Genomic DNA, 23,543 nt, shown 5'->3' with positions numbered 1-23,543 from the left:
GGCCGCATGCCCGCCGCACACCTCCTGATCGGCCCTCTGCTGCGGCGCGTGGTGGACACCCGGGCGACGATCTGGGTGGAGACGGCGGCGCCCGCCGTGGTCACCGTCCGCACCGCCGACGGCGCCACCGGCACCGCACCCACCTTCTCGGCGTACGACCACCACTACGCGCTCGTCGTGGTGGAGGGGCTCACGCCGGACAGCACGACCACCTACGAGGTGCTTGTCGACGACGAGGTCGTCTGGCCGGTGCCGAGCACCGGCTTCCCGCCGAGCGTGATCCGCACCCGGGCGGCCGACGACCGGGACCAGCCGGTAAACCTGATCTTCGGCTCGTGCCGGGAGACGACCCAGCACGCCACCACCCGCAAGCTGCCGCCGGACGCGCTCGACGCGTACGCCCGGCGGTTGATGGCCGACCCGGAGTCGAACCCGCCGCCGGACCTGCTGGTGCTGCTCGGCGACCAGGTCTACGCCGATGTGACCTCGCCTACGGTGCGTCGGCTGCTGCGGCGACGCCGGCGGCGGCCGAAGGGCGCGCCTGCCGACCAGGTGGTGAGCTTCGACGAGTACACCAAGCTCTACCTGGAGTCCTGGCGCGATCCGGAGATCCGTTGGCTGCTCTCTACGGTGCCGAGCGTGATGATCTTCGACGACCACGAGATCATCGACGACTGGAACACCTCCGCGTCGTGGCGGGCCGAGGTGCGCGAGGAGCCGTGGTGGGCCGAGCGGATCGGCAGCGGGCTCGCCTCCTACTGGGTCTACCAGCACCTGGGCAACCTCTCCCCCGACGAGATCGCCGCCGACCCGGTCTTCGCGAAGGTCTCGGCCGCCGAGGACGCCACGGGTGTGCTCCGCGAGTTCGGGCACCGGGTCGACAAGGAGTCCGACCTGGCGCACGACACCGAGCGCTGGCGCACAGTGCAATACCAGTGGAGCTACGCGCTCGACCTGGGCCGGACCCGGCTGGTCATGCTCGACAACCGGTGCAGCCGCGTGCTCGAGCCGGGCAGCCGGGCGATGCTGCCGCCCGGTGAGTGGTCCTGGTTTCTCGACCAGGCGCACGGGATCTACGACCACCTGGTGGTCGGCAGTTCGCTGCCCTGGCTGCTGCCGCAGGGCATCCACCACATCGAGTCGTGGAACGAGAAGCTTGCCGACTCGCGCCGGCCGTGGGTGGCCCGCGGGGCGGAGAAGCTGCGCCGGGCACTGGATCTGGAGCACTGGGCGGCCTTCCGGCGTTCCTTCGAGGGGCTCGCGGAGACCTTCGCCCGGATCGGCACGGGCACGCCACAGCAGTCCGGCGCGCGGGTCGGCGCCGGTCCGGCGTACGCCCCACCGGCGTCGATAAGCGTGCTCTCCGGCGACGTGCACCACTCGTACGTGGCAAAGGCCCGGTTCGCCGATCCTTCGGTGGTCACTCCTGTGCACCAGCTCACCTGCTCGCCGATCCACAACCAGGTGCCGGCCGGGATGCGTCCGCTGATGCGTCTGGGCTGGTCGTCCGGTCCGGCGGGGGCCACTCGGGCGCTGGCCCGCTCGGCAGGCGTCCGGCGGCCCGGGGTGCGCTGGCGCAAGCTGGCCGGGCCGTACTTCGGCAACGCCGTCGGCACCCTTACCCATCAGGGCCGCCGGGCCGAGGTGACGATCGAGGGCACCACGGGCGAGGGTCAGCTACGCCGGGTGATGAACCGCCGCCTCTCCAGCGACGGCTGATGCGGCCCCACCGTAGTCTCTAGCGCGTGGACGAGCACCTTCCGGAGCCGATTCGGGCAGTCGAGCACGAGTTGACCGCACTGCTGCGTCGGGGGCGGGCAGTTTCCTGGGAAATCGCCCGGGAGGTACACCCGAATCTCGAGCCGAACACGTACGGGCTGCTGCTCTGGCTTCGGCGCAGCGGGTCGATCCGGTTGACCGAGTTGGCGGCGCGGCTCGGTGTGGGCAAGGGCACGTTGAGCCGGCAGATCAACGGGCTGGAGGCGCTGGGTCTGGTCCACCGCGACCCCGATCCGAGTGACCGGCGGGCCGCGCAGATCAGGTTCACCGAGGAGGGCCAGCGCCGGTTCGATGCCGCGCGGGCCGCCCGGGTGGGAGAGTTCCTGCGCACCCTTGACGACTGGCCGGCGCGGGACGTCGAGGAGTTCGCTCGGCTGCTCGGCCGGTTCAACGACTCCTGGAAGTAACTCCGGTGATTGGGGAATGTCGCCGACGTCCGGCCAGTTGTTGCTTGAGGCAACCAAGCCATGCGTCAGGCACCTCCGGCGAGGCCCCGACAGGCGAGCCCCGGAGACCCCCTACTCCGCACGGAGGCAGCAACGATGAGCCAGGCGACAGCGCCGACCCAGGCGCCCGCCGTCGACATGACCCACCGGCAGATCCTGGAAGCCCTCTCCGGCCTGCTGCTGGGCATGTTCGTCGCGATTCTCTCCTCCACGGTGGTCTCGAACGCGCTGCCGCGGATCATCACCGAGCTGCACGGCGGCCAGTCCGCGTACACCTGGGTGGTCACCTCCGCCCTGCTCGCGACCACCGCAACCACCCCAATCTGGGGCAAACTGGCCGATCTGACCAATAAGAAGACACTTGTCCAGTTGTCGCTGGTGATCTACGTGCTCGGCTCGGTGCTCGCCGGAGCGGCGCAGGGCACCGCTGAGCTGATCGCGTGCCGGGTGCTCCAGGGCGTCGGCGCCGGCGGCCTCACCGCGCTGGCCCAGGTGATCATGGCGACCATGATCGCGCCGCGTGAGCGGGGCCGCTACAGCGGCTACCTCGGCGCCGTGATGGCCGTCGGCACCATCGGCGGCCCGCTGATCGGTGGCGTGATCGTCGACACCTCGTGGCTCGGCTGGCGCTGGTGCTTCTACGTCGGTGTGCCGTTCGCCATCGCCGCGCTCGTCGTCCTCCAGAAGACCCTGCGCCTGCCGGTGGTCAAGCGGAAGGCCGAGATCGACTGGTGGGGCGCCACGCTGATCACGGCTGCCGTCTCGGTGCTGCTGATCTGGGTCTCGCTGGCCGGCGACACGTTCGCCTGGGCCTCCTGGCAGAGCACCGCGATGGTGGTCGGCGCCCTCGTGCTCGCCGCGCTGGCGATCCGGGCGGAGACCCGGGCCTCCGAGCCGATGATCCCGCCACGGCTGTTCCGCAACCGCACGATCGTGCTGGCCGTCGTCGCCAGCATCGCGGTCGGCGTCGGCATGTTCGGGGCCTCGGTCTTCCTGGGCCAGTACTTCCAGATCAGCCGCGGCCAGAGCCCGACCATGTCCGGCCTGATGACCCTGCCGATGATCCTCGGCCTGCTGGTCTCTTCGACGCTCAGCGGCCGGATCATCACCCGTACCGGCCGCTGGAAGCGGTTCCTGGTGGTCGGCACGGCGCTGCTCACCGCAGGCTTCGCGCTGATGGGCACCCTGCGGGCCGACACCAGCTTCACACTGCTCGCCGTCTACATGGCGCTCATCGGCATCGGCCTCGGCATGACAATGCAGAACCTGGTCCTCGCCGTGCAGAACACCGTCGACCCGCGTGAGCTCGGTGCGGCCAGCTCGGTGGTGGCGTTCTTCCGCAGCCTCGGCGGCGCGATAGGTGTCTCCGTGCTCGGCGCGGTGCTCGCCCACAAGGTCAAGGACTACACGGCCTCCGGCCTGTCCCAACTCGGCATCCCCGCGTCCAGCTCCGGCAGCGGCGGGAGCCTGCCCGACGTGCACACCCTGCCCGGCCCGATCCGGTTCGTGGTGGAGAGCGCGTACGGCCACGGTGCCGGCGACATCTTCCTGGCGGCCGCCCCCTTCGCGCTTGTCGCGCTGATCGCGGTGATCTTCATCAAGGAGGTGCCGCTGCGGCAGCACAACAGCTCCCCGACCACCGACAGGGTCCAGCCGGAGCCGAGCGTGGTCCCGACCAGCGAGCAGAGGTGACGGCATGAGCCTGGGAGCACCGGACCGTGAGGAATTCGGCCCCCGAACCCGTCCGCTTCCCTTCGAGCGGGGCACCGACGGGCCCCGGGTCGTCCTGGTCGGCATCGACGGCACCCGCACCTCCGAGCGGGCCGGCGCGTACGCCGCCGGGCTGGCCCGCCGGCAGGGCGCCGCCCTCGTGGTGGTCTTCGTCAGCTCGTCGAGCGGGCTGACCGCCCTGGTGCCCGGGATGGACGCCGCAGCAGTCCAGCGCACCCACGACGAGTTGGCCGACGAGCTGCGTCGCGAGTGCCGGCGCGGAGCCGAGGAGTGGAAGCTCCCGGTGACCTTCCTGTGCCGGCGCGGCGACGCGTACGCCGAGCTGTGCGCGGCTGCCGACGAGTGCCAGGCCGACATGGTCGTGGTGGGCGCCTCCGAGCAGGCCGGTCACCGGCTGGTCGGCTCGGTCGCCACCCGCCTCGTGCGCACCGGACGCTGGCCCGTCGTCGTGGTGCCCTGAAACTCGGTCGCGGCTGTCGTACCCGAGCCGCAGTATGGCCCGATGACGACATGGAAAGCACCGGAGATCGACCGCCGCCACGAGCCCCTGGTCGCTGACGAGCGCACCATGCTGGAGGGCTGGCTCGACTACCACCGCGACACCCTGCTGCACAAGTGCGCCGGCCTGACCGCCGAGCAGTTACGCACGGCGAGCGTCGAGCCGTCCGACCTGAGCCTTCTCGGGTTGGTCCTGCACATGACCGACGTCGAGCGGTCCTGGTTCCGCCAGCGCTTTGCCGGCCAGGACCTGCCCGACCTCTTCGACTACGACAACGACAACGACGCCGACTTCCACGCCGCGGCCGTCGCCGACGCGGAAGCCGCCCTCGCCGCCTTCCGCACCGAGGTCGACCTGGCCCGGAAGGCGACCGAGGGGCGCTCGCTCGACGACACGTTCACGCTCACCCGTAGCGACGGGCACCGCACCTTCAGCCTGCGCTGGGTCTACGTGCACATGATCGAGGAGTACGCCCGGCACAACGGGCACGCCGACCTGATCCGGGAACGCATCGACGGCGTCACAGGCGACTGAGCGGCGCTCAGTAGTCCAGGGCCGCCCGCAGGTAGCGCAGGTCGGCGTGGCCGCCCCAGCGGTGCGCCGACAGTCCGGCCGCGCGGGCGCCCCGGATCGCCCAGTCCTCGTCGTCGACGAAGAGCACCTTTGCCGGCAGGGTGCCCAGCGCCGCGCAGGCCGCCTGGAAGTACTCCGGTGCCGGCTTGTGCACGCCGAGCGTGGAGGAGTTGACCACCACGTCCAGCTCACCGGTCAGGCCGAGCGCGGCGAGGTCGGCGTCGAGCAGGTCGGTGGCGTTCGTGGCCAGGCCGACCCGGATCCCTGCGGCGCGCACCTCTCGGACGAAGTCGAGCACCGTGGTGTCTACCTCACCCCGGTAGCGCTGCCACTGCTGCACCGCGGCCAGGGCCTGGTCGGGGCCACCGGCCGGTTCGGTGAGCGCGTCGGCCACGCTGCTCATCCAGTCGGCGTGGCTGACCTGGCCGGTGAGCACCGGTTGGAGCCGCCCCCACTGCATCGCGATCTCGCTGAGCACGCCGTCGGCCAGGCCGTACTCCCGCTCCACCCCGGCGGCGACCGCCGGGTCGAACCGGCGCAGTACGCCGTCCAGATCCAGCAGGAGCGCCGTCGCGCGTTGCCGAGCCACTACCCGTTCTCCTCGCCGCGGCTGTGCCGCTTGTCGTCCTCGTCGGCCCGGTTGAGCCGTTGGCTGATCACCTGGGTGACCCCGCTGCGCATGGTCACGCCGTAGAGCGCGTCGGCGATCTCCATCGTCCGCTTCTGGTGCGTGATGACGATCAGCTGGCTCTTCTCCCGCAACTGTGCCAGCAACGTGATCAACCGGCCCAGGTTCACGTCGTCCAGGGCGGCCTCCACCTCGTCCATGATGTAGAACGGGCTGGGTCGGGCGCGGAAGATCGCCACAAGCATGGCCACCGCGGTCAGCGACCGCTCGCCGCCGGAGAGCAGGGACAGCCGCTTGATCTTCTTGCCCGGCGGACGGGCCTCCACCTCGACGCCTGTGGTGAGCAGGTCGTCGGGGTCGGTGAGGATCAGCCGGCCCTCGCCGCCGGGGAAGAGCACTGTGAACACCTGCTCGAACTCCCGCGCCGTGTCGGCGAACGCGCTGGCGAAGACCTCCAGGATCCGCTCGTCGACGTCCTTGACGACGGTGAGCAGGTCCCGCCGGGTGGCCTTGAGGTCCTCCAACTGCTCGGAGAGAAACTTGAAGCGCTCCTCAAGCGCGGCGAACTCCTCAAGGGCGAGCGGGTTGACCTTGCCGAGCAGGGCCAACTCCCGTTCCGCCTTGGCGGCCCGTTTCTCCTGCACCGGCCGCTCGTAGCGGACCGGCTCGGGCACCGGCAGACCGTCGCGTTCGGCGTTGGCGATGTCGACAGGTGTCGGCGGGACGGGCTGAGCCGGGCCGTACTCGGCGACCAGGGTCTCCACGTCCAGGCCGAAGTCCTCGGCCGCCTTCGCCTCCAACTGCTCGATGCGCAGTCGCTGCTCGGCGCGGGCCACCTCGTCGCGGTGCACCTGGCTGGTCAGCCGCTCCAGCTCCGCGCCGAGCCGCTTGGCCGCGCCGCGTACCTCCTGAAGTTCCGCCTCGCGGGCGGCCCGTTCCCTGGCGACCTCGTCGCGGTGCTCCTCGGCGGCGGCGATCGACGTGGTGAGCCGGGTGAGCGCCTCCCGGGCGCCACCGGCGACGGCCCGTGCGATGCCCGCGCCCCGGGTGCGCGCGGCCCGCCGGGCCGCGGCGCGCTCGCGGGCGGCCCGCTCCGCGGTGGCCTGCCGGGCCAGCGAGTCGGCGCGGCCGGCGATCGAGGAGACCCGCTCCTCGGCGGTACGCACGGCGAGCCGGACCTCCATCTCGTTCTGCCGGGCCTGCGGCACCATCGCGGCGAGCTGGTCGCGCTCCTCGGTGGACGGCTCGGCGTCGACAGGCGTCTCCTCGGCCAGCCGCAGCCGCTCCTCCAGCTCGTCCAGCGCGGCCAGGTCCCGCTGCCGAGCCGCCTCGGCGCGGGCCCGGGACTCACCGAGCCGGTCGGTCTCCGCCTTCGCCGACCGGGCCGCCGCACCCAACTCGGCAAGCCGGCGGGCGGCGGCGTTGCGGTGGCTCTCCGCCTCGCGCTTCTCGGCGGCGGCGTGCTGCACGGCCTCCTTCGCGGCGGCCACCTCGGCACGCGCCTCGACGAGCTGGTCGCGCAGCTCGGCGCCGGAGCGTTCGGCGGCGAGCCGGTTCGTCCGCGCCTCCTCGACGGCGGCCTGCACCTCGATGTAGCTGGGCGCCTTGGCCGACCCGCCGGCCGCCGCGTACGCCCCGACCACATCGCCCTCGGGGGTGACCGCGCGCAGTTCGGGGTTGCCGGCGACCAGCTCGGCCGCGGCGGCGAGGTCGTCGACGAGCGCCACGTCCCGCAGCGCCCGATGCACGGCGGGGCGCAGCTCGGCCGTGCACTCGACGAGGTCGGGGGCCCACCGGGCACCCTCGGGCAGCTTCGGGCGCAGCGCGTCGGCGGAGCCGGTCATGCCGGGCCCCGCCGGGCTGCCGATCAGCAGGCCGGCCCGGCCGGCGTCGGAGATCTTCAGCAGGCGCATCGCCTCGACTGCTTCGTCCACCCCGCTGACGGCTACCGCGTCGGCGAGCCCGTCGAGTGCGGCGGCCAGCGCGGCCTCGTGCCCCGGCGCGACGGTGAGCAGGCCGGCGAGGCTGCCGAGCAGGCCTGGTATGTCCCCGGCGCGGGCCAGCAGCGCACCGGCCCCGTCCTTGCGCCGCAGGCCCAGGGCGAGTGCCTCTTCCCGGGCCTTCCACGTGGCGGCGTCCTTCTCGGCGGCCCGCTCGGCGTCGGCAAGCGATCGCACGCCTGCCTGCGCCCGGTCCTGTACGGCGACCGCCTCGGCGTGCCGGGCGTCCAGGTCGGCGTTGTCCCGGTCCGCCTCGGTGGACTGCGCGGCAACCGCGTCCAGGTCCGCCTGTGCCTGCTCGGCGCGGCCCAACGCGTCGGCGTGCGCCACGGCGAGCCGTTCGATCTCCTCACCGGCGCTTGTGGTCCGGGCCCGCGCAGAGTTGACCTGGCCGGTGAGCCGGGCCATGCCCTCGCGCCGGTCGGCGATGGCCTTGGCAGCGGCGACCAGCTCCCGTTCGGCGGCGGCGAGCTGCCGTTCCAGCTCCTGACGGTGCTCGACCGCCTCGGCCAGCCGGATCTGGTCGTCGGTAAGCGCCGCGCGCAGCTCCTCCTCCTGCTCGCGGACCCGCTCCGACTCGGCCTCCAGCTGGTCCGGGTCGCGGCCGGGCCGCTCGTCGTCGCCGCTGGCGCTGAGGTGCCGCAGACGCTCCCGGGCCAACTGCTCGATCGAACGGAAGCGCTCCTGTAGGGCGGACAGCTTGTACCAGGTGTCCTGGGCTGCGGCGAGCAGCGGAGCGTCCTCGGCGAGGGCGGCCTCCAGCTCGCCGAGCCGGCCCTGCACCTCGGCGTGCTCCCCCTCGATCTCCTCGCGCCGCTCCCGCAGCGCTGTCTCGTCGGCGATCTCCCGATCGAGGGTGGTCCGCAGGGTGGCGAGGTCGTCGGCGAGCAGCCGCAGCCGGGCGTCGCGCAGGTTGGCCTGGATGGCGGCGGCGCGCCGGGCCACCTCCGCCTGGCGGCCGAGCGGCTTGAGCTGGCGGCGCAGCTCGGCGGTGAGGTCAGTCAGGCGGTTGAGGTTCACCTGCATGGCGTCGAGCTTGCGCAGCGCCTTTTCCTTGCGCTTGCGGTGCTTGAGGACGCCCGCCGCCTCCTCGATGAACGCGCGGCGGTCCTCCGGCTTGGCGTGCAGCATGCCGTCGAGCCGACCCTGGCCGACGATGATGTGCATCTCCCGGCCGATGCCGGAATCCGACAGCAGCTCCTGGATGTCGAGCAACCGGCAGGAGTTGCCGTTGATCTCGTACTCGCTCTCGCCGGAGCGGAACATCCGGCGGGTGATCGAGACCTCGGTGTACTCGATGGGCAGCGCGCCGTCGGTGTTGTCGATGGTGAGGGTGACCTCGGCGCGGCCCAGCGGTGCCCGGCCGGCGGTGCCGGCGAAGATCACATCCTCCATCTTGCCGCCGCGCAGCGCCTTGGCGCCCTGCTCGCCGAGCACCCAGGCGATGGCGTCGACGACGTTCGACTTGCCGGAGCCGTTCGGGCCCACCACGCAGGTGATCCCGGGCTCCAGCTTCAACGTCGTGGCGGAGGCGAAGGACTTGAAGCCCCGCACCGTCAGGCTCTTGAGATACACCTTCTCGATCCTCGTCCGGTGGCCGCCGTACCGTCGCCGGCTGCGCGGACCTGGGTGAACCCGCAGACTAACCCGGTGGCGGAAGCGGGCCGGCATGCGACCCGCCCCGGGTCACGCCGGCAGTCGGCGCGGGAGGCGCCCGCACTGTTGTTCGGAGTGTGGCCGAAAAGACAAACACGATTCATGATCAGCCAACGTGCGCACGTTTACGGAAACCGCCCGAACGGCTGACACGGCGCCCATAACAAGATCATGAATCGCTGACCGTGGAAAAGGACCCCGGACAGCGTTGCGCGCCGGCACAGAGGTGTCGGCGCGCATTTTTGCGGTGGTGCGATTCAGTTTTCCGACCCGGAGATCAGGTCAGCGCCGGCTCGGCGAGACGAAGCAGGTCGTCCGCTTCCGCCGCAGCCGCCGCGAGCCGATCATTGTCGGCACGCAGACGTGTGATCTCGAACTCCAGTGCCTGAACCCTGGCACGCAGTCGGGTGACCTCGTCGAGCAGACGCCGGTCGGGCGCTGCACCTACGTGGCCGTAGAGGGCCTTCGCCATGCTGACTCCTTGATATGCGCTGCCGGAAAGGCCGGCCAACGCGCGCCCATTTATACGCGGCTGTCATTCCAGGTGTATCTGGGCATGACCGGGCGCGACTGGCGACACCTATATATTGAGCCGCACACCCCTCCTTCGTCAAGTTCTCGCAGGCCGTAGATCATCTCTACGTCGACCTGTCCACTTGTCGGGGGGCTGCCGCTAGGCACGGACACGCTCTGTCCGGACTCCTTTACTGTACGCCCGGATTCTCGGAACTCCGCCCCTCGGCGTCCGACTTCCCCTTAACTCTTCCTTAGCCACGTTGCCGCAGCTCGTGGGCTGGTCGTAGCGTCACCCGGGCCCACAACCGACCCCGTGGAGGCATCGCGTGCACGGCTGGACCGACCCGATGGACCCGAACGGCGCCCCCCGGCGCGCCGAGCGGCCGACCGACGAGCCGGACTGGCTGAGAGATCGCCCCGAGCCCCGCTCGGCCTACCTGTTCGGCGACGACCCCGACCAGCCCGGCGACGAGTGGCACCGCGCGGAGCCCACCCCCCGGTGGCAGCCGGCGCCCTCAACCACCGCTGCCTGGCCGTCCGACCAACCGGCTGACCAGCCGACCGACCGGCACGACAGCACCCGACCGTCAACGGCGACCGGCGGCTGGCGCACCGGGGCCGACGCGGACGTCACCGCAGGCTCGGTCGCTCCGGGCCCCGACGCGGAGACCAGCGGCGGCTGGCGGACCGGCACTGGCACCGGCAGCCGGGAGGGTCGGCCCGGCGAGGGACGGCACCGCTCCCCGCGGCGCTGGCGTCGCCCGCTGTTGATCGGCGGCGCCGCCGCGGCAGCCACTCTCGTCGTGAGCGTCGGCGTCGGCGCGCTCGGCCTGCCCGGCACGGGCAACTCGGGCGGCTCGGCTGGCGAGCCGACAGCCGTCGACGACACCGTCGCCGCCGCACCCGCCGTACCGACCGAGCAGCTGGCCGGCGACACACTTGTCGCGCCCTCCCCCACCGACACGCCCAGCCCGGCAGCGCCGAGCCCGACGCCGAGCACCGTCGTCAAGCCCACCCCGGCACCGTCGCGGACCACCGCCGCGTCGCGGCGCACCGCTCCCCGCAGCACCGCACCGAGCACCACCAGCGGCTCCGGCGGCTCCAGTGGCACCGTCAGCGCCCAGGCGCGCGAGGTGGTGGACCTGGTCAACGCCGAGCGGGCCAAGGCCGGCTGCAAGGCGCTGAGCATCGACGACAAGCTGATGACCGCCGCACAGCGGCACAGCCAGGACCAGGCCGACCACCGGAAGATGTCGCACGACGGCAGCGACGGCAGCAACCCCGGCGTCCGGCTGGACCGGGTCGGCTACACCTGGCGCACCTACGGCGAGAACGTGGCCTGGAACCAGCAGACGCCCGCTGCGGTGATGAAGGCCTGGATGAACAGCTCCGGCCACAAGGCCAACATCCTGAACTGCGCTTTCACCGAGATCGGCGTCGGCATCGCCAGCAGCAACGGCCCGTACTGGACGCAGGTCTTCGCGGCGCCGCGCTGACCGCGCGTCGTCCGCGCCCCCGCGCTCGTTTGACCCGGTGAGGTACGTCGGGCCGGAGCATGGGGGCGGCGTACCGGCCGACGGCGGCGACGGGCCGCCCAGGACCCGGGAGCTGCCGATGCGATTCCGGCCACGGCGACGAGCCGCCGTACGCCCGCTGCGCCGGATCGTGTCGGCAGGCGTCGCGCTCGTCCTGGTGGTGCCGGCGTACGGCTGCCGGGCTGAGCTGACCCCACCCGGTGCGCCCACCCCGTGGCCGGCCGACAAGGCTCGCCACTGGCAGTGGCAATGGCAGCTCAACGGCCCGCTCGACCCGGCGGTGGACGCCGACGTGTTCCTGCTCGACCCGGTGGCCACCACCGCCGCGCAGACCGCCGAGCTGCGCTCGCGCGACCGTCGGCTGATCTGCCAGGTGTACGTCGGCTCGCTGCGCTCGACCGACCCGGACGCCAGCCGGATCCCCGCCGTCGTGCAGGGCTCGGCCGCACGCCGGCCCCACAGCCGGTGGCTGGACGTACGCGGATGGGACGCCCTGGAGCCGGTGCTTGCCGACCGGTTCCGGCTCTGCCGGGGCAAGGGCTTCGGTGCGGTGGCGTTCGCCGACGCCGACGGGTACGAGCACCGCACCGGGTTCCCCCTCGGCTTCGACGACCAACTGCTGTTCAACCGTCGGCTGGCGCAGCTGGCCCGGTCGCTGGACCTCTCCCCCGGGCTGGTCAACGACGTGCCGCAACTCGCCGCGCTGGCCCCCGACTTCGACTTCGCGGTAAACGAGGAGTGCGTCCGGCTGGACCAGTGCGCCAAGCTGCTTCCGTTCGTCGACGCGGGCAAGCCGGTCTTCCACGTCGAGTACACCGGCTCGACAGGCGACTTCTGCGTCACCACTGTCGGCTACGGCTTCGCGTCGATCCGCAAGGAACGGACGTTGGACGCCTGGCGGGAAGCCTGCGCGCTGCCCTGACCGGCTGAGGACACACCGCTGGGCCGGGCCGCGGTCACGGCCCGGCCCGGCGTCTTGGGTCAGGGCACCGGCACCAGTTCCGGCGTGGCGGCCGGCGGGTCGGCGGCAACGGGCGCTGGGCGCGGGCGCAGGAAGCGTGGCGCCCACCAGTTGGCGTCGCCGAGCATGGTCATCAGCGCCGGCAGGACCACGCCCCGGATGATCGTGGCGTCCAGCAGGATCGCCGCCGCCAGCCCGACGCCGAGCTGCTTCATGTCGATTGTGCTCAACGTGGCGAAGATCGAGAACACGCCGACCATCACGATCGCCGCGCTGGTCACCACCCCCGCCGACGAGGTGATGCCGTACGAGACGGCGTCCCGGGTGGCCATGCCGGCCTGGACCCCCTCGCGGATCCGGCTGACCACGAAGACGTGGTAGTCCATCGAGAGGCCGAAGAGCACCACGAAGAGGAACAGCGGCAGCCAGGACACGATCGCGCCCATCGACGTGAAGCCGAGCAGCCCTTCGGCCCACTCACCCTGGAACACGAGCACGACGAGCCCGTACGCGGCACCGACGGAGAGCAGGTTCAGCACGATCGAGCTGGCTGCCACCACCACCGACCGGAAGGTGAACACCATGACCAGGAAGGTGAGCACAAGCACGAAGCCCATCACCAGGGGCAGCTTGTCGCGGATGTGCTGCGCGTAGTCCTCGCTGTCGGCCACACTCCCGCCGACCGCGTACTCGATCCCGGGGATGCCCCGCAGCTCGGCCGGGACCAGGTCCTCGCGCAGCTTCTCCAGCGACCGCACCGACCGGTCGTCCCGGCTGGCGTACGGGGTGGCGACGTCCAGCACCGACACCCGCCGGTCGGCTGATACCTCGATCTTCGGGCCGTCCGCCTCGACGGGAGCGAACAGCGGGTCACCTGCGGCACGGCCGGCCAGGTCGGTGAGCGCGGCATGGACCCGGTCGGCCTGCTCGGCCGGCGCCCGGACCGCCACCACGTGGTTGGTGCCGGTGCTCGGGAAGGCGGCGGTCAGCCGGTCGTACGCCTGCATTGCCGGCGTGGTGCGCGGCAGGTCCTCCATGCCGGGGAACTTCAACGTCATGCCCAGCGCCGGGGCGGCAAGCGCGAGCAGCAGACCGACCGAGACGACGAGCGTGGCGACCGGGGCGCGCAGCGCCGGCCGGAGCACCGCCGGCCAGAGTCGGGGCGCGCGGGGCGCGCCGTCGCGGTCGGTACGCGGCGCGGTCAGCCGCCAGAGCAACGGCACCCGGGGCCTGTCGACCCAGCGACCGAGCCTGGCCAGCAGGGCCGGCAGAACGGTCAGCGAGCCGGTCACCGCGACGGCGACCACCAGGATCGAGCCGACGGCAAGTGAGGAGAAGACCACGTCACCGGCGAGCAGCAGCCCGGCCATCGAGATGATCACCGCGAAGCCGGAGACCACGACGGCGTGCCCGGAGGTCTCCGCGGCGATCTCCACCGCGTCCAGACCGGAGCGGCCCTTGGCCCGTTCCTCCCGTTCCCGGCGGATGTAGAACAGCGAGTAGTCGACGCCGACCGCCATGCCGATCAGCAGGATCACCGGCGCCGTGGTGTCGGTGGCCGGCACCAGGTGCGAGGCGAGTGTGGAGAGCCCCATCGCTGCGGCGACCGAGGAGAGCGCCAACAGCACGGGGACGCTCGCCGCGATCAACGCGCCGAACGCGATGATCAGGATGGCCAGGGTGACCGGCAGGCTGAGCAGCTCGGCGCGCTTGAAGTCCTTGCCCAGGGTGTCGTCGAGGGCCTGGTTGATCGACGGGCCGCCGACCTGCTCGACGCGGAGTCCCGGGTACGCGCCCTGCACTGTCGCGGTGGCGTCGCGCAGTGGCTGCACCCGGTCCGACGCGGTTCCCGGATCACCGGACATGGTGATCGGCAGCAACACCGCCGACGCGTCCCGCGCGGTGACCGGCTGGCCGACCTCGGCAACCCCGGGAACGGTACGCAGCCGTGCCGCCGCGTCGTCGGCTACCGACTTCGCCGCAACCAGGTCCAGGGCGCCGCCCCGGGAGGTGATCAGCACGTTCTCCACGGCCGGGTCGTCGAACGCGCCGGAGTCAATGATCAGGCCGGCCCGCCCCGCCTCACCGATCGCCTGGTCACCATTTGTCGCCTCGTTGAGGCCGGCGGCGCTGCCACCGACGAAGCACACGGCCACGAACACAGCCCACAGCGCGATCGCCCGCCACGGGTGCTCGGCGCTCCACCGCGCCATCCGCACCGTCACCGGTCTTGCGCCCATCTCGGGTCCCCCTGTCACGTCAATCCCCTGTCAACTGTGCTGACGCTAGGGATGTGACGAGACGACCACATCGGGGATCGGCCCGGGCCCGCCCCGGAACCCGTCCACGGTGGGCGGCGGGCCATCGGACCGGCATCGACCCACGATGCGGACGGTTATCCGGGGCCAACCCGGGGTGCCCGGCCACGACAGGCCGATACCGACCCGGAGCCCGCTCCGGGTCAACCCCGAAGGGAACCCCTGGGCCGGGGCTGACAGCGCGGGCAGCTGTACGAGGAGCGGTTCATGAACGCCTCGCGGCGGATCGGCGCACCGCACCGCCGACACGGCTCGCCCTCGCGGCCGTACACGTTCAGCTCCCGGTCGAAGTAGCCGCTCTCGCCGTTGACGTTGACGTAGAGGGCGTCGAAGCTGGTGCCGCCCTCCTTGATCGCCTCGCCGAGGACGTCGCGGACGTGGCCGAGCAGGCGCTGTGCGGCAGGGCCGGTAAGCGCGTCGGTGGGGCGGACGCCGTGCAGCCGGGCACGCCAGAGCGCCTCGTCGGCGTAGATGTTGCCCACCCCGGAGATCAGTGTCTGGTCGAGCAGTGCCCGCTTCACCTCGGTGCGGCGACGGCGCAGCGCGGCGACGAACGCCGTGTCGGAGAACTCCGGGTCCATCGGGTCGCGGGCGATGTGCGCGATCTCCGCGGGCAGCTCGGCGCCGCCCTCGCTCACCGAGAGCCCGCCGAACGTGCGCTGGTCGACGAAGCGCAGCTCCGGCCCGTCGTCGGCGAACCGGAACCGGACCCGCAGGTGGGTCTCGTCCGGGGTGCCGGAAGGTTGGAGCAGCAGTTGGCCGGACATGCCGAGGTGCCCGATCACCGCGTCGCCGCTGTCCAGCGGGAGCCACAGGTACTTGCCACGGCGGCGGACGTCCAGGACGGTCCGGCCGGCGAGCACGTCGGCGAAGTGCGCGCCACCCGGGACGTGCCGGCGGACGGCACGCGGGTGGCGGACCTCGACCGAGGCGATCCGCCGGCCGATGACCCACTGGGCCAGCCCCTGCCGGACGGTCTCCACCTCGGGCAACTCAGGCACGGCGTACGCCCGTCTCGTGGCCGTCGGCACCCTCAGCTGGTGTGGACTGCGCCAGGTGGTCGGCCTGCTCGGTCCGGGCCGCCTGGTCGGCCCGCTCCAGTGGGTCGAACGGCGCACCCGGGTCGGCCGCGTCCCGGCGGTCGGTCGGCTGGTCCTGGTGGTCGGCGCTCGCCCGCCCGTTCTGGCTGTCCTGGCTGGCCCGACCGTTCTGGCTGCTCTGATCGTCCTGGTCGTTCTGCTCGGCGAGAGTCCGCCAGGCCGCCTCGGCGGCCCGCTGCTCGGCCTCCTTCTTGCTGCGCCCCTCGGCACCGCCGTACCGGTTGCCGGCCACCACGACCCAGGCGGTGAACGTCTTGAGATGGTCCGGCCCGGTGCCCTCGATCCGATACTCCGGAACGCCGAGCCCCAACGCCGCGGTCAACTCCTGGAGGCTTGTCTTCCAGTCCAGACCGGCGCCCCGGCCTGCCGACTCGGCCATCAACGGGTCGAACAGTCGGTGGATCACGATCCCTGCGGTGTCCAGCCCGTACTGGAGGTAGATCGCGCCGAGCAGCGCCTCCAGGGTGTCGGCGAGGATGCTCGCCTTGTCCCGGCCACCGGTGGTCTCCTCGCCCTTGCCGAGCAGCAGGTACGCGCCGAGGCCGTCCGGGCCCAGGCCGCGGGCGACGTCGGCGAGCGCCCGCATGTTGACCACGCTGGCCCGCAGCTTCGCCAACTGCCCCTCGGGCAGGTCGGGGTGATTGTGGAACAGCGCTGTGGTGATCACGACGCCGAGCACCGAGTCGCCGAGGAACTCCAGCCGCTCGTTCGTGGGCAGGCCGCCGTTCTCATACGCGTACGAGCGGTGGGTAAGCGCGCGTTCCAGCAGGTCCGGTTCCAGGCTGACGCCGAACGCGGCTTCCAGGTGACCGACGGACGCCCGCCGCCGCTTGTCGTTGCTCATGATGTGCGTACCTCGGTGTCGGTGGAGCGGTCGGTGCGGTCTGTCTCGGCGTCGCCGTCGAGCAACGCCGAGACCAGGTCGATGGCGCGCCGCCGCCAGAGGTGGGCGGCGAGGGCGATGCCGGAGGCGACGTCGTCGGCGTGGGCGGAGCCGTGGCAGATGACCACCGTTCCGGCGACGCCGAGCAGGGCGGCGGCGCGGGGCGCACGGCCACCGACGGGCGGGCCGCCGGCCATCGCGTACGCGCCCTCGATCGCCTTGAGCAGCACGTTACCGGTGAAGCCGTCGGTGACCACCACATCGGCGCGTGCGCCGAGCGCCACGTCGTACCCCTCGACCAGGCCGACGTAGCGCGCCCCGGCGGGCAGCGGTTCGACGGCGAGCAGGGGGTCGGTGGCCCGGCGTACCCGGTCGCCCTTGCCGGCCTCGGTGCCGACCGAGAGCAGGCCGACCCGTGGCGCGGTGACCGAGTGGGCCACTGCGGCGTACGCGGCGCCGAGAACGGCGTGCCGCGCGAGGGTGGCCGGGCGGGGTTCCAGCGAGCCGCCGACGTCGAGCAGCACGACCGGCCCGGCGACCGCGGGCAGCGTGGCGATCAGGGCGGGTTGGCGGATCTCGGGCCAGCGGCCCAGGCCGAGCACGGCGGCGGTGACGGTGGCGCCGGTGGCGCCGGCCGAGACCAACGCGTCGGCGGTGCCGTCGCGGACGGCGGTGACGGCGGCCCGGACGGTGCTCTCCGCGCGGGCGGCGCTTGGGTGGTCGGTCATGCCGACCGCGTCGCGAACCGGCCGCACGGAGATCCGGGCACGTTGGGCCGGATCGAGGGCAGCAATCAGCTCGTCGGCCACCTCAGTCGGGCCGACGAGCAGCAGGTGCAGGTCCGGGTCAGCGCGTATGGCCCGCAGAGCGCCGTCAACCACGACGGCGGGAGCGTCGTCCCCGCCGAGGAGGTCAACGGCGATCCGCGCGGTGCCCGGCTCCCCCGGAACGTCGGCCGGGTTGGGCCGGCCGGTTTCGGCGGGAGCCGGGGCACCGGGCGAATGCCAGGGCGCACGCGCCGCCCGACCTGGGGTCGGGGGCGTCACTCGGCGTCCAGGTCAGACCTCGAGAACCTGGCGGCCGTTGTAGGTGCCGCAGACGGAGCAGGCGGCGTGCGGCAGCTTCGGAGACTTGCACTGCGGGCACGCGACGGTCGCGACCACTGTCGCCTTCCAGTTCGCCCGGCGGGACCGGGTGTTGCTGCGCGACATCTTGCGCTTCGGGACGGCCACGGTTCTTACTCCTCTGTACGGGTCAGTTGCGACAGGCCCGCCCAACGCGGGTCGATCTGCTGGTGACTGTGGTCGGCCGGCAGATCATCCCAGTGCGCCCCACATTCGGGGCACAGTCCTGGGCAGTCCTCCCGGCAGCGCGGGTTGGTCGGCAGCGTGAGCACCAACGCGTCCCGCAGCGCCGGCTCCAGGTCGATCAGATCGCCCTGCATCCGGCCCACCTCGTCCTCGTCGGTCGTGGCGTCCGTGGTGCTGTTCTCGTACGCGTACAGCTCCTGGATCGTCACGGCCATCGAGTTGTTGATTTCGCGCAGGCAACGCCCGCACTCGCCCCGGACGGGACCGGTGATGGCCCCCGAGACGAGCACACCCTCGGACACCGACTGCAACCTCAAATCGAGGGTGAGGTCCGCGCCCTCCGGCACGCCGATCAACTCCACGCCGAGGTCCGTCGGTGCCGGCACGACCCGCTTGACCTCACGCAACGCGCCAGGGCGGCGCGGCAGGTCCCTCGTGTCGAGGACCAGCGGCGACCTGGGGTCGAGTGTCGATGGCGAGCGCTTGGGCATAGTTAGACTCCGGCCGGTGAGAGGCCGACAAAAAAGGTTACCTGGGCGACCGCCGGACCGTCGAACCGGGGGCGACGCCCGCCCTTGAGTGTCGGCTGGTGAGGTGCCGCTCAGAAGGGTAGCGGGCGTTCCGCCTCATCCCCACCGAAGGTGCCGATCTCTCGTAGTGCGTGCATTTTGTCCCGGCCACGCTCTATCGAGGCGAGTGCCCGGGTGAGGAACTGCTCGAAGTTGGCGAGTGCCGTGTCGACGTAGTCGTCGACCTCCTCGCGCAGGCGCTGCGCCTCCGCCCGGGCCTCGGCGATGATCCGGGCACCCTCGTGCTCGGCCGACACGGTGATTTCGTTCACGGAGACCAGGCGGGCGTGTTCTGCCTCACCCTCGCTGATGATCCGGTCCGCCTCGCGCTTTCCCGCTTCCATGATCTTGTCGCGCTCGTCGAGGAGCGCGGCGGCGCGACGCAGGTCGGCGGGGAGTTCGGCGCGCATCTCGTCGAGGGCGGCGATCATCTCGCCCCGGTCGACCATGCAGTTGTTGCGCGACATCGGGACGGAGCGGGCCTGCTCCACCATGGCGATCAGTTCGTCGATGCGATCGAGCGGGTCCACCGGTACCTCACTCCTGTCGTTCGTCGGCCGACCTCCATGATGCGGGCTACGGCCGGTTCCCCGCTCCACCAATCATGTCCTGCCCGCCCCACCCACGCCCCATCCACCCCACCCCGGCGCGTCGCGACACGATCGCGTTCCGCGATCTCTCCACCGCCCAAACCCCGCCGATCTTGCACTTTCTGCCCCGACAATTGCCGCACACCACCACGAAACAGCGACCACAACTGCAAGATCGCGAGGGGGTGGTGGGGTGGGGGGTGCGGGGTGGGGTGTCGGGTTAGGGGCGGGGGCCTAGGCGGTCTTGTAGGGCTTCTCGGACCAGGTCGGGGACGTGGGCGGAGATGTCGCCGCCCCACTTGGCCACGTCCTTGACGAGGCTGGAGGAGAGGAAGGAGTAGAGCGGATTGGTGGGCATGAAGAGCGTCTCGACGCCGGCCAGCCCGATGTTCATCTGGGCCATCTGCAACTCGTAGTCGAAGTCGCTCACCGCCCGCAGGCCCTTGATCAACACACTCGCCTGCTGTGCCCGACAGAAGTCGACAAGCAACCCCCGGAACGACTCCACCCGCACGTTGCCGTACGAGGAGGTCACCTCGCGGAGCATGTCGATCCGCTCCTCGACGGTGAACAGGCCGCTCTTCGACTGGTTCACAAGCACGCCGACGATCACCTCGTCGAAGAGCCGACTGGCCCGCCCGACGATGTCGAGGTGACCGTTGGTCACCGGATCGAACGAGCCAGGACACACCGCGCGTCTCATGATCGGCGACCGTACCAAAGCGTGGTCTCGCCGTAACGACGACTACGCCCGGGGGTGATCCCGTCCACCCACTCGAACTGCCTGGTGCGACTGGACCGCTCCACCACCACGAGCGCGTCCGGCGCCAACCAGCCGCCGTCGACGAGCGCGGTCAGCAGTGCGGTGATCTCCGCGTCCGGCACGGCGTACGGCGGGTCGGCGAAGACCACGTCGTACGGCCCGTCGACCGGGCCGGCCGCCAGCACCGTGGCCACCTTGCCGGTGGCCAGCCGCACGGCCGGGCCGGCGCGCAGGGTCGCCACGTTCTCCCTGATCACCCGGGCCGCCCGCGCGTCGGACTCGACAAGCAGGACATGCCGGGCGCCCCGGGAGAGCGCCTCCAACCCGACCGCGCCGGAACCGGCGTACAGGTCGGCGAAGCGCGCCCCGTCGAGGTCGACCTCGGCCTGGACGGCGCTGAAGAGCGCCTCACGGACCCGGTCCGAAGTGGGTCGGGTGCCGGCACCGGGTGGCGCGGCGATCCGCCGGCCGCCGAGCGTCCCGGCCACGATCCGGGTCACCGCCTCCTCCTGCTCATGGCTCCGACGCTACGCGACCCACCGGGGCCGGCAACCGACGCGGTAGGTATCGACACGATGGTCACGTGATCACTTGTCGTATATCAATGATCTCAAGTTCATTTCATTAGCCTTAGTAAATCCTGAGGCCTGTATCACTCGCGGCGATCTCGCTAGGGTCTGCCGGGTGCCGGCGGCAACCCACCGGCCCACGGCATCGGGAGGGCGCCTCACCGTCCGGACGTGCAGTGACCGTCCACAGTCCCGCCCGTGCCACACCCCTGACGCTTCAGCACTCCAGGAGTTACCCGTGATCCGTCCCAAGCTGTCGCTACGGCGACCGCTGGCCGTCCTGGGAGCCGCCCTCATCGGCCTCACCGGGGTCGTCGCGGCAGCCACCCCTGCCAGCGCCCACCACACCACAATCGCCGCCACCGCGAGCTGTGACCAGCTCAGCGGCAAGCGCGTGATCACGTGGACGGTACAGAACAGCGAACGCGACCAGGCCGTGACGCTCAAGACGGTGACCGCGCAGCCGTCGACCGATGTCACCGTGCCGGTGAAGGGCGCCAAGGCGGTTCCGCTCCAGGGCTTCGTCATCCCCAAGGGCGGCAGCGTCGTGGCCGTCCAGCGAGTGCCGGGCGACACCGCCACCGCCAAGTTGACGGTGCTCGGCAAGTGGAAGAAGAACGGCAAGGAAGCCACGAACGAGGGCAGCATCAACCTCGCCGCCGACAAGTCCTGCGCTCCGACCCCGAAGTGCGTCGACGCCGGCAAGGCCAAGTACAGCCACCTCTTCGACGGCGCGAAGGGCACCGCCACCGTCAAGCTCGACGGTGACCTGCCGCTGTGCGGCGAGGGCAAGCAGTGGTTCACGCTTGTGTCGTACTTCGCGCCGCGGCCGCAGTTCGCCACCCCGCAGTACGTGTACGGCACACCGGACAGCGACTGGATCGGCGGCACCCAGACCGAGATCGAGCTGAACGTCGAGATCCCGGACTGCCACACCCAGGTGGACCTGATCTGGGGTGACGGCGAGCAGGTCATCGACCCGCTGGTCGAGGGCGGCAAGCGGTACGACAACAACAAGCTCGGCTCGCCGGGCGCGCCGGGCAACCGGTCCAAGGGCGTGCAGGGCTGGCACAACGGCGGCGACAAGAGCTGCACCACCCCCGCCTCGACCTTCGCGTCCAACTGCGACGGATCGGTGGCCGTCTCGCTGAGCAACAACGGCAAGATCAGCAAGTACGCCGTCGAGTTCGAGGTCAAGGGCGAGGACGGCTGGTCCAAGAAGGTCTCCGTCGAGGCCGGCAAGGCCGACAACAGCATCGTGGTGCCGGCCGCCAACGCCGGCAAGATCGAGGTGCTTGTCGACGGAAAGGTGGTCGAGAACGGCACCTACAAGTGGCAGCGCCCCGAGGACTGCCCCCTGCCGGCCGTCACCACCGAGGCCGACTGCGAGACCTTCGCGCTCACCGTGACCAACCCCGAGGGTGGTCTCCCGGTGGAGGCCACCTTCGCGTACGGCGACAAGAGCGAGACCCGTACGGTGGCCGCCGGCGGCTCGGAGACTGTGACCTTCAAGGCCGGTAAGGCCGAGTCGGCGCTCGTCACCCTGCCGGACCTGGGGCTGGAGCTGGAAGCCATCTACACGCCGGAGGAGGACTGCGCCGGCGGTGGCGGCGGTGGCGGCGACGAGCCGGGCCTCCCGGTCACCGGTGCGGCGGCGGGCGGCATCGCCGCCGGCGCGATCGCCCTGCTGATCGCGGGCGCCGCGCTCTTCGTCATCGCGCGGCGGCGTCGGGTGACCTTCACCGCCTGACCTGAGCAGCCCACGGGCGCGTCGGCCACCCGGCCGGCGTGTCCGTGGGGTCCGGGTCCACTTCGGATCGCCATCGCGGTGATCTTGCAGTGACCGGACGAACACCCGCTGTCCATCAATGATCACAGTTCAGCGAAGTTGTCTCATCGCAATGATCTGAACCCCCGTCATCTACGAGTCGTCAGTACAGTCACCCTCTGTTCCCGTCTCGCGCGGGAACACCCGCGTCGCGCGACACCCCCGGTGATCAGACGACCCCAGCCGGGTCGCCCAGCCTCCCGGCCTCCCGCACGTGATCCTCACCCCTCACCAGGAGCCTGCGTGAACTCTCCCAAGTCTCCGTTCCGGCGCGTCGCGGCCATCGTCGCGGGCGCGCTGATCGGCCTCACCGGTGCAGCGACCTTCGCCAGCCCGGCCCTCGCGCACCACACCACCGTCACCGGCACCGCCTGCAAGACGGACAACGGCGTGTACCGCGTTGAGTGGAAGGTGGTCAACAGCGAGCGCGACCTCGCCGGCACCATCACCAAGGTGTGGACCCCGTCCGGCACCGCCATCGAAGGCATCGCGACGGGCACCAAGCTGCCGAAGCCGTCCGACGGCAACGTGGTGGGCGTGCAGTACACCACCAAGGGCAAGGCGCTCGAGCTGAAGGTCACCGCCGAGTGGTGGCGCAACGGTCGGCTGCACACCAACACCGCCACCGGCAAGGCCAAGGAGAGCAAGAACTGCGCCAAGCCCACCCCGACGCCGAAGCCGACGAAGCCGCCGAAGCCGACCCCGACGCCGTCTGTGACGCCGTCCGTGACGCCGAGCGCCGAGCCGACGACCCCGGCGCCGACGACCCCCGCTCCGACCACGCCGGCCCCGACCGGCCCCGTGCCGACCCCGCAGCCGAGCGAGCCGACCGGCCCGCTGGTGCCGGAGGAGCCGAACGCCCCGGTGTTCGAGATCGTCTTCGACTGTGACGCGCTTGTCATCACGGCCGACAACCCGGCCGACGGTGTCACCGAGACGCTCGTGCTCACCACTGACAAGAACGTCGTCAAGAAGCTCGAGCTGATCCCGGGCAAGAAGACCGAGGTCTCCTTCGAGGCGTACGAGGGCCTGACCGTCACCCCGAGCGTCGAGGGTGAAGAGGGCGACCCGGCCGAGGCCGTGAAGTGGGTCAAGCCGGCCGAGTGCAACCCGGGCCAGGGTGGCGGCGACAGCCCGGCGCTGCCGCTGACCGGTGCCGCGACCGGTGGCATCATCGCCGGTGCTGCGGTCCTGCTGGCCGCCGGTGCGGCCCTGTTCGTGATGGCGCGTCGTCGTCGGATGCGCTTCACCGCCTGAGACAACCCGCTCTGACACCTGAGGGCGCGTCG

20 protein-coding genes and 1 pseudogene are annotated in these 23,543 nt (G+C 71.5%); 9 read left to right on the top strand and 12 right to left on the bottom strand.

The window, feature by feature from the left end; translation table 11 throughout:
- Window positions 1-6: 6 nt before the first annotated feature.
- From ACFY2Q_RS13605 to ACFY2Q_RS13585, 5 genes are all read left to right on the top strand, one after another.
- A complete protein-coding gene (locus ACFY2Q_RS13605; protein ID WP_387129978.1) occupies window positions 7-1,719 on the top strand; it encodes an alkaline phosphatase D family protein in 1,713 nt (570 codons plus the stop codon).
- Between the two features lie 26 nt (window positions 1,720-1,745).
- Window positions 1,746-2,186, top strand: a complete 441-nt coding sequence (locus ACFY2Q_RS13600) for a MarR family winged helix-turn-helix transcriptional regulator (RefSeq protein WP_387129976.1) — start codon at window positions 1,746-1,748, stop codon at window positions 2,184-2,186.
- Window positions 2,187-2,321: 135 nt separating this feature from the next.
- Complete coding sequence (locus ACFY2Q_RS13595) at window positions 2,322-3,917, top strand: MDR family MFS transporter (RefSeq protein ID WP_387129975.1); 1,596 nt, start codon at window positions 2,322-2,324, stop codon at window positions 3,915-3,917.
- Between the two features lie 4 nt (window positions 3,918-3,921).
- Complete coding sequence (locus ACFY2Q_RS13590; RefSeq protein WP_387129973.1) at window positions 3,922-4,416, top strand: universal stress protein; 495 nt, start codon at window positions 3,922-3,924, stop codon at window positions 4,414-4,416.
- A 42-nt stretch (window positions 4,417-4,458) separates the two neighbouring features.
- A complete protein-coding gene (locus ACFY2Q_RS13585; RefSeq protein WP_387129972.1) occupies window positions 4,459-4,989 on the top strand; it encodes a DinB family protein in 531 nt (176 codons plus the stop codon).
- A 7-nt stretch (window positions 4,990-4,996) separates the two neighbouring features.
- On the opposite strand, the gene ACFY2Q_RS13580 is transcribed toward ACFY2Q_RS13585, so the two are convergent.
- The 3 genes from ACFY2Q_RS13580 to ACFY2Q_RS13570 all read right to left on the bottom strand — a co-directional run bounded on the left by ACFY2Q_RS13580 (window position 4,997) and on the right by ACFY2Q_RS13570 (window position 9,784).
- Window positions 4,997-5,617: an HAD family hydrolase gene (locus ACFY2Q_RS13580; RefSeq protein WP_387129971.1), complete on the bottom strand. Its 621-nt coding sequence runs from the start codon at window positions 5,615-5,617 to the stop codon at window positions 4,997-4,999.
- Complete coding sequence (gene smc, locus ACFY2Q_RS13575) at window positions 5,617-9,231, bottom strand: chromosome segregation protein SMC (protein WP_387129969.1); 3,615 nt, start codon at window positions 9,229-9,231, stop codon at window positions 5,617-5,619. Before smc ends, ACFY2Q_RS13580 begins: the two co-directional genes overlap by 1 nt.
- Window positions 9,232-9,589: 358 nt before the next feature.
- Complete coding sequence (locus tag ACFY2Q_RS13570; protein WP_007456482.1) at window positions 9,590-9,784, bottom strand: hypothetical protein; 195 nt, start codon at window positions 9,782-9,784, stop codon at window positions 9,590-9,592.
- 370 nt (window positions 9,785-10,154) lie between these two features.
- Between ACFY2Q_RS13570 and ACFY2Q_RS13565 the strand changes: the two genes are divergently transcribed.
- Together ACFY2Q_RS13565 and ACFY2Q_RS13560 are read left to right on the top strand one after the other, a co-directional pair.
- Window positions 10,155-11,324, top strand: coding sequence for a CAP domain-containing protein (locus tag ACFY2Q_RS13565; protein ID WP_387129967.1), 1,170 nt, complete (start codon window positions 10,155-10,157; stop codon window positions 11,322-11,324).
- A 118-nt stretch (window positions 11,325-11,442) separates the two neighbouring features.
- On the top strand, window positions 11,443-12,285 hold the full coding sequence (locus ACFY2Q_RS13560) for an endo alpha-1,4 polygalactosaminidase (RefSeq protein ID WP_387129966.1): 843 nt from the start codon (window positions 11,443-11,445) through the stop codon (window positions 12,283-12,285).
- A gap of 59 nt (window positions 12,286-12,344) precedes the next feature.
- On the opposite strand, the gene ACFY2Q_RS13555 is transcribed toward ACFY2Q_RS13560, so the two are convergent.
- From ACFY2Q_RS13555 to rsmD, 9 genes and pseudogenes are all read right to left on the bottom strand, one after another.
- Window positions 12,345-14,564 (bottom strand): MMPL family transporter, encoded by a 2,220-nt coding sequence (locus tag ACFY2Q_RS13555; RefSeq protein WP_387129964.1) that lies wholly within the window; start codon window positions 14,562-14,564, stop codon window positions 12,345-12,347.
- Between the two features lie 221 nt (window positions 14,565-14,785).
- On the bottom strand, window positions 14,786-15,643 hold the full coding sequence (mutM, locus tag ACFY2Q_RS13550; RefSeq protein WP_387129962.1) for a bifunctional DNA-formamidopyrimidine glycosylase/DNA-(apurinic or apyrimidinic site) lyase: 858 nt from the start codon (window positions 15,641-15,643) through the stop codon (window positions 14,786-14,788).
- A 196-nt stretch (window positions 15,644-15,839) separates the two neighbouring features.
- Window positions 15,840-16,586: pseudogene (gene rnc / locus ACFY2Q_RS13545) on the bottom strand (ribonuclease III); the annotation flags it as partial.
- Window positions 16,583-17,548, bottom strand: coding sequence for a phosphate acyltransferase PlsX (locus ACFY2Q_RS13540; RefSeq protein WP_387130356.1), 966 nt, complete (start codon window positions 17,546-17,548; stop codon window positions 16,583-16,585). The pseudogene rnc and the gene ACFY2Q_RS13540, both read right to left, overlap by 4 nt.
- Window positions 17,549-17,683: 135 nt before the next feature.
- Window positions 17,684-17,857, bottom strand: coding sequence for a 50S ribosomal protein L32 (gene rpmF / locus ACFY2Q_RS13535; RefSeq protein WP_030335284.1), 174 nt, complete (start codon window positions 17,855-17,857; stop codon window positions 17,684-17,686).
- Between the two features lie 5 nt (window positions 17,858-17,862).
- Window positions 17,863-18,426 carry a YceD family protein gene (locus ACFY2Q_RS13530; protein ID WP_387129960.1) on the bottom strand — a complete coding sequence of 188 codons (564 nt, stop codon included), beginning with the start codon at window positions 18,424-18,426 and terminating at the stop codon, window positions 17,863-17,865.
- Window positions 18,427-18,536: 110 nt separating this feature from the next.
- Window positions 18,537-19,034: a hypothetical protein gene (locus ACFY2Q_RS13525; protein ID WP_089017300.1), complete on the bottom strand. Its 498-nt coding sequence runs from the start codon at window positions 19,032-19,034 to the stop codon at window positions 18,537-18,539.
- 280 nt (window positions 19,035-19,314) lie between these two features.
- The gene (coaD, locus tag ACFY2Q_RS13520) at window positions 19,315-19,797 is read right to left on the bottom strand and encodes a pantetheine-phosphate adenylyltransferase (protein ID WP_387129959.1); all 483 of its coding nucleotides are present in this window, start codon (window positions 19,795-19,797) and stop codon (window positions 19,315-19,317) included.
- The gene (rsmD, locus tag ACFY2Q_RS13515; protein WP_387129957.1) at window positions 19,794-20,357 is read right to left on the bottom strand and encodes a 16S rRNA (guanine(966)-N(2))-methyltransferase RsmD; all 564 of its coding nucleotides are present in this window, start codon (window positions 20,355-20,357) and stop codon (window positions 19,794-19,796) included. Before rsmD ends, coaD begins: the two co-directional genes overlap by 4 nt.
- A 307-nt stretch (window positions 20,358-20,664) precedes the next feature.
- On the opposite strand from rsmD, the gene ACFY2Q_RS13510 reads away from it, so the two are divergent.
- Together ACFY2Q_RS13510 and ACFY2Q_RS13505 are read left to right on the top strand one after the other, a co-directional pair.
- A complete protein-coding gene (locus ACFY2Q_RS13510; RefSeq protein WP_387129955.1) occupies window positions 20,665-22,176 on the top strand; it encodes a cell wall anchor protein in 1,512 nt (503 codons plus the stop codon).
- A 321-nt stretch (window positions 22,177-22,497) separates the two neighbouring features.
- Complete coding sequence (locus tag ACFY2Q_RS13505) at window positions 22,498-23,511, top strand: LPXTG cell wall anchor domain-containing protein (RefSeq protein ID WP_387129954.1); 1,014 nt, start codon at window positions 22,498-22,500, stop codon at window positions 23,509-23,511.
- The last annotated feature ends 32 nt before the right edge of the window (window positions 23,512-23,543 follow it).

Source organism: Micromonospora sp. NPDC000316, assembly GCF_042898885.1.
Taxonomy (GTDB): Bacteria; Actinomycetota; Actinomycetes; order Mycobacteriales; family Micromonosporaceae; genus Micromonospora.
Note: the sequence above shows the minus strand (reverse complement) of the source record. Positions and strands in the feature narration are given on the sequence as shown.

Coding starts and splice junctions, on each gene's coding strand:
- ACFY2Q_RS13605 (WP_387129978.1), top strand. CDS start 7: ATGCCCGCCGCACACCTCCTGATCGGCCCTCTGCTGCGGCGCGTGGTG.
- ACFY2Q_RS13595 (WP_387129975.1), top strand. CDS start 2,322: ATGAGCCAGGCGACAGCGCCGACCCAGGCGCCCGCCGTCGACATGACC.
- ACFY2Q_RS13590 (WP_387129973.1), top strand. CDS start 3,922: ATGAGCCTGGGAGCACCGGACCGTGAGGAATTCGGCCCCCGAACCCGT.
- ACFY2Q_RS13585 (WP_387129972.1), top strand. CDS start 4,459: ATGACGACATGGAAAGCACCGGAGATCGACCGCCGCCACGAGCCCCTG.
- ACFY2Q_RS13570 (WP_007456482.1), bottom strand. CDS start 9,784: ATGGCGAAGGCCCTCTACGGCCACGTAGGTGCAGCGCCCGACCGGCGT.
- ACFY2Q_RS13560 (WP_387129966.1), top strand. CDS start 11,443: ATGCGATTCCGGCCACGGCGACGAGCCGCCGTACGCCCGCTGCGCCGG.
- ACFY2Q_RS13555 (WP_387129964.1), bottom strand. CDS start 14,564: ATGGGCGCAAGACCGGTGACGGTGCGGATGGCGCGGTGGAGCGCCGAG.
- ACFY2Q_RS13530 (WP_387129960.1), bottom strand. CDS start 18,426: ATGCCCAAGCGCTCGCCATCGACACTCGACCCCAGGTCGCCGCTGGTC.
- coaD (WP_387129959.1), bottom strand. CDS start 19,797: ATGAGACGCGCGGTGTGTCCTGGCTCGTTCGATCCGGTGACCAACGGT.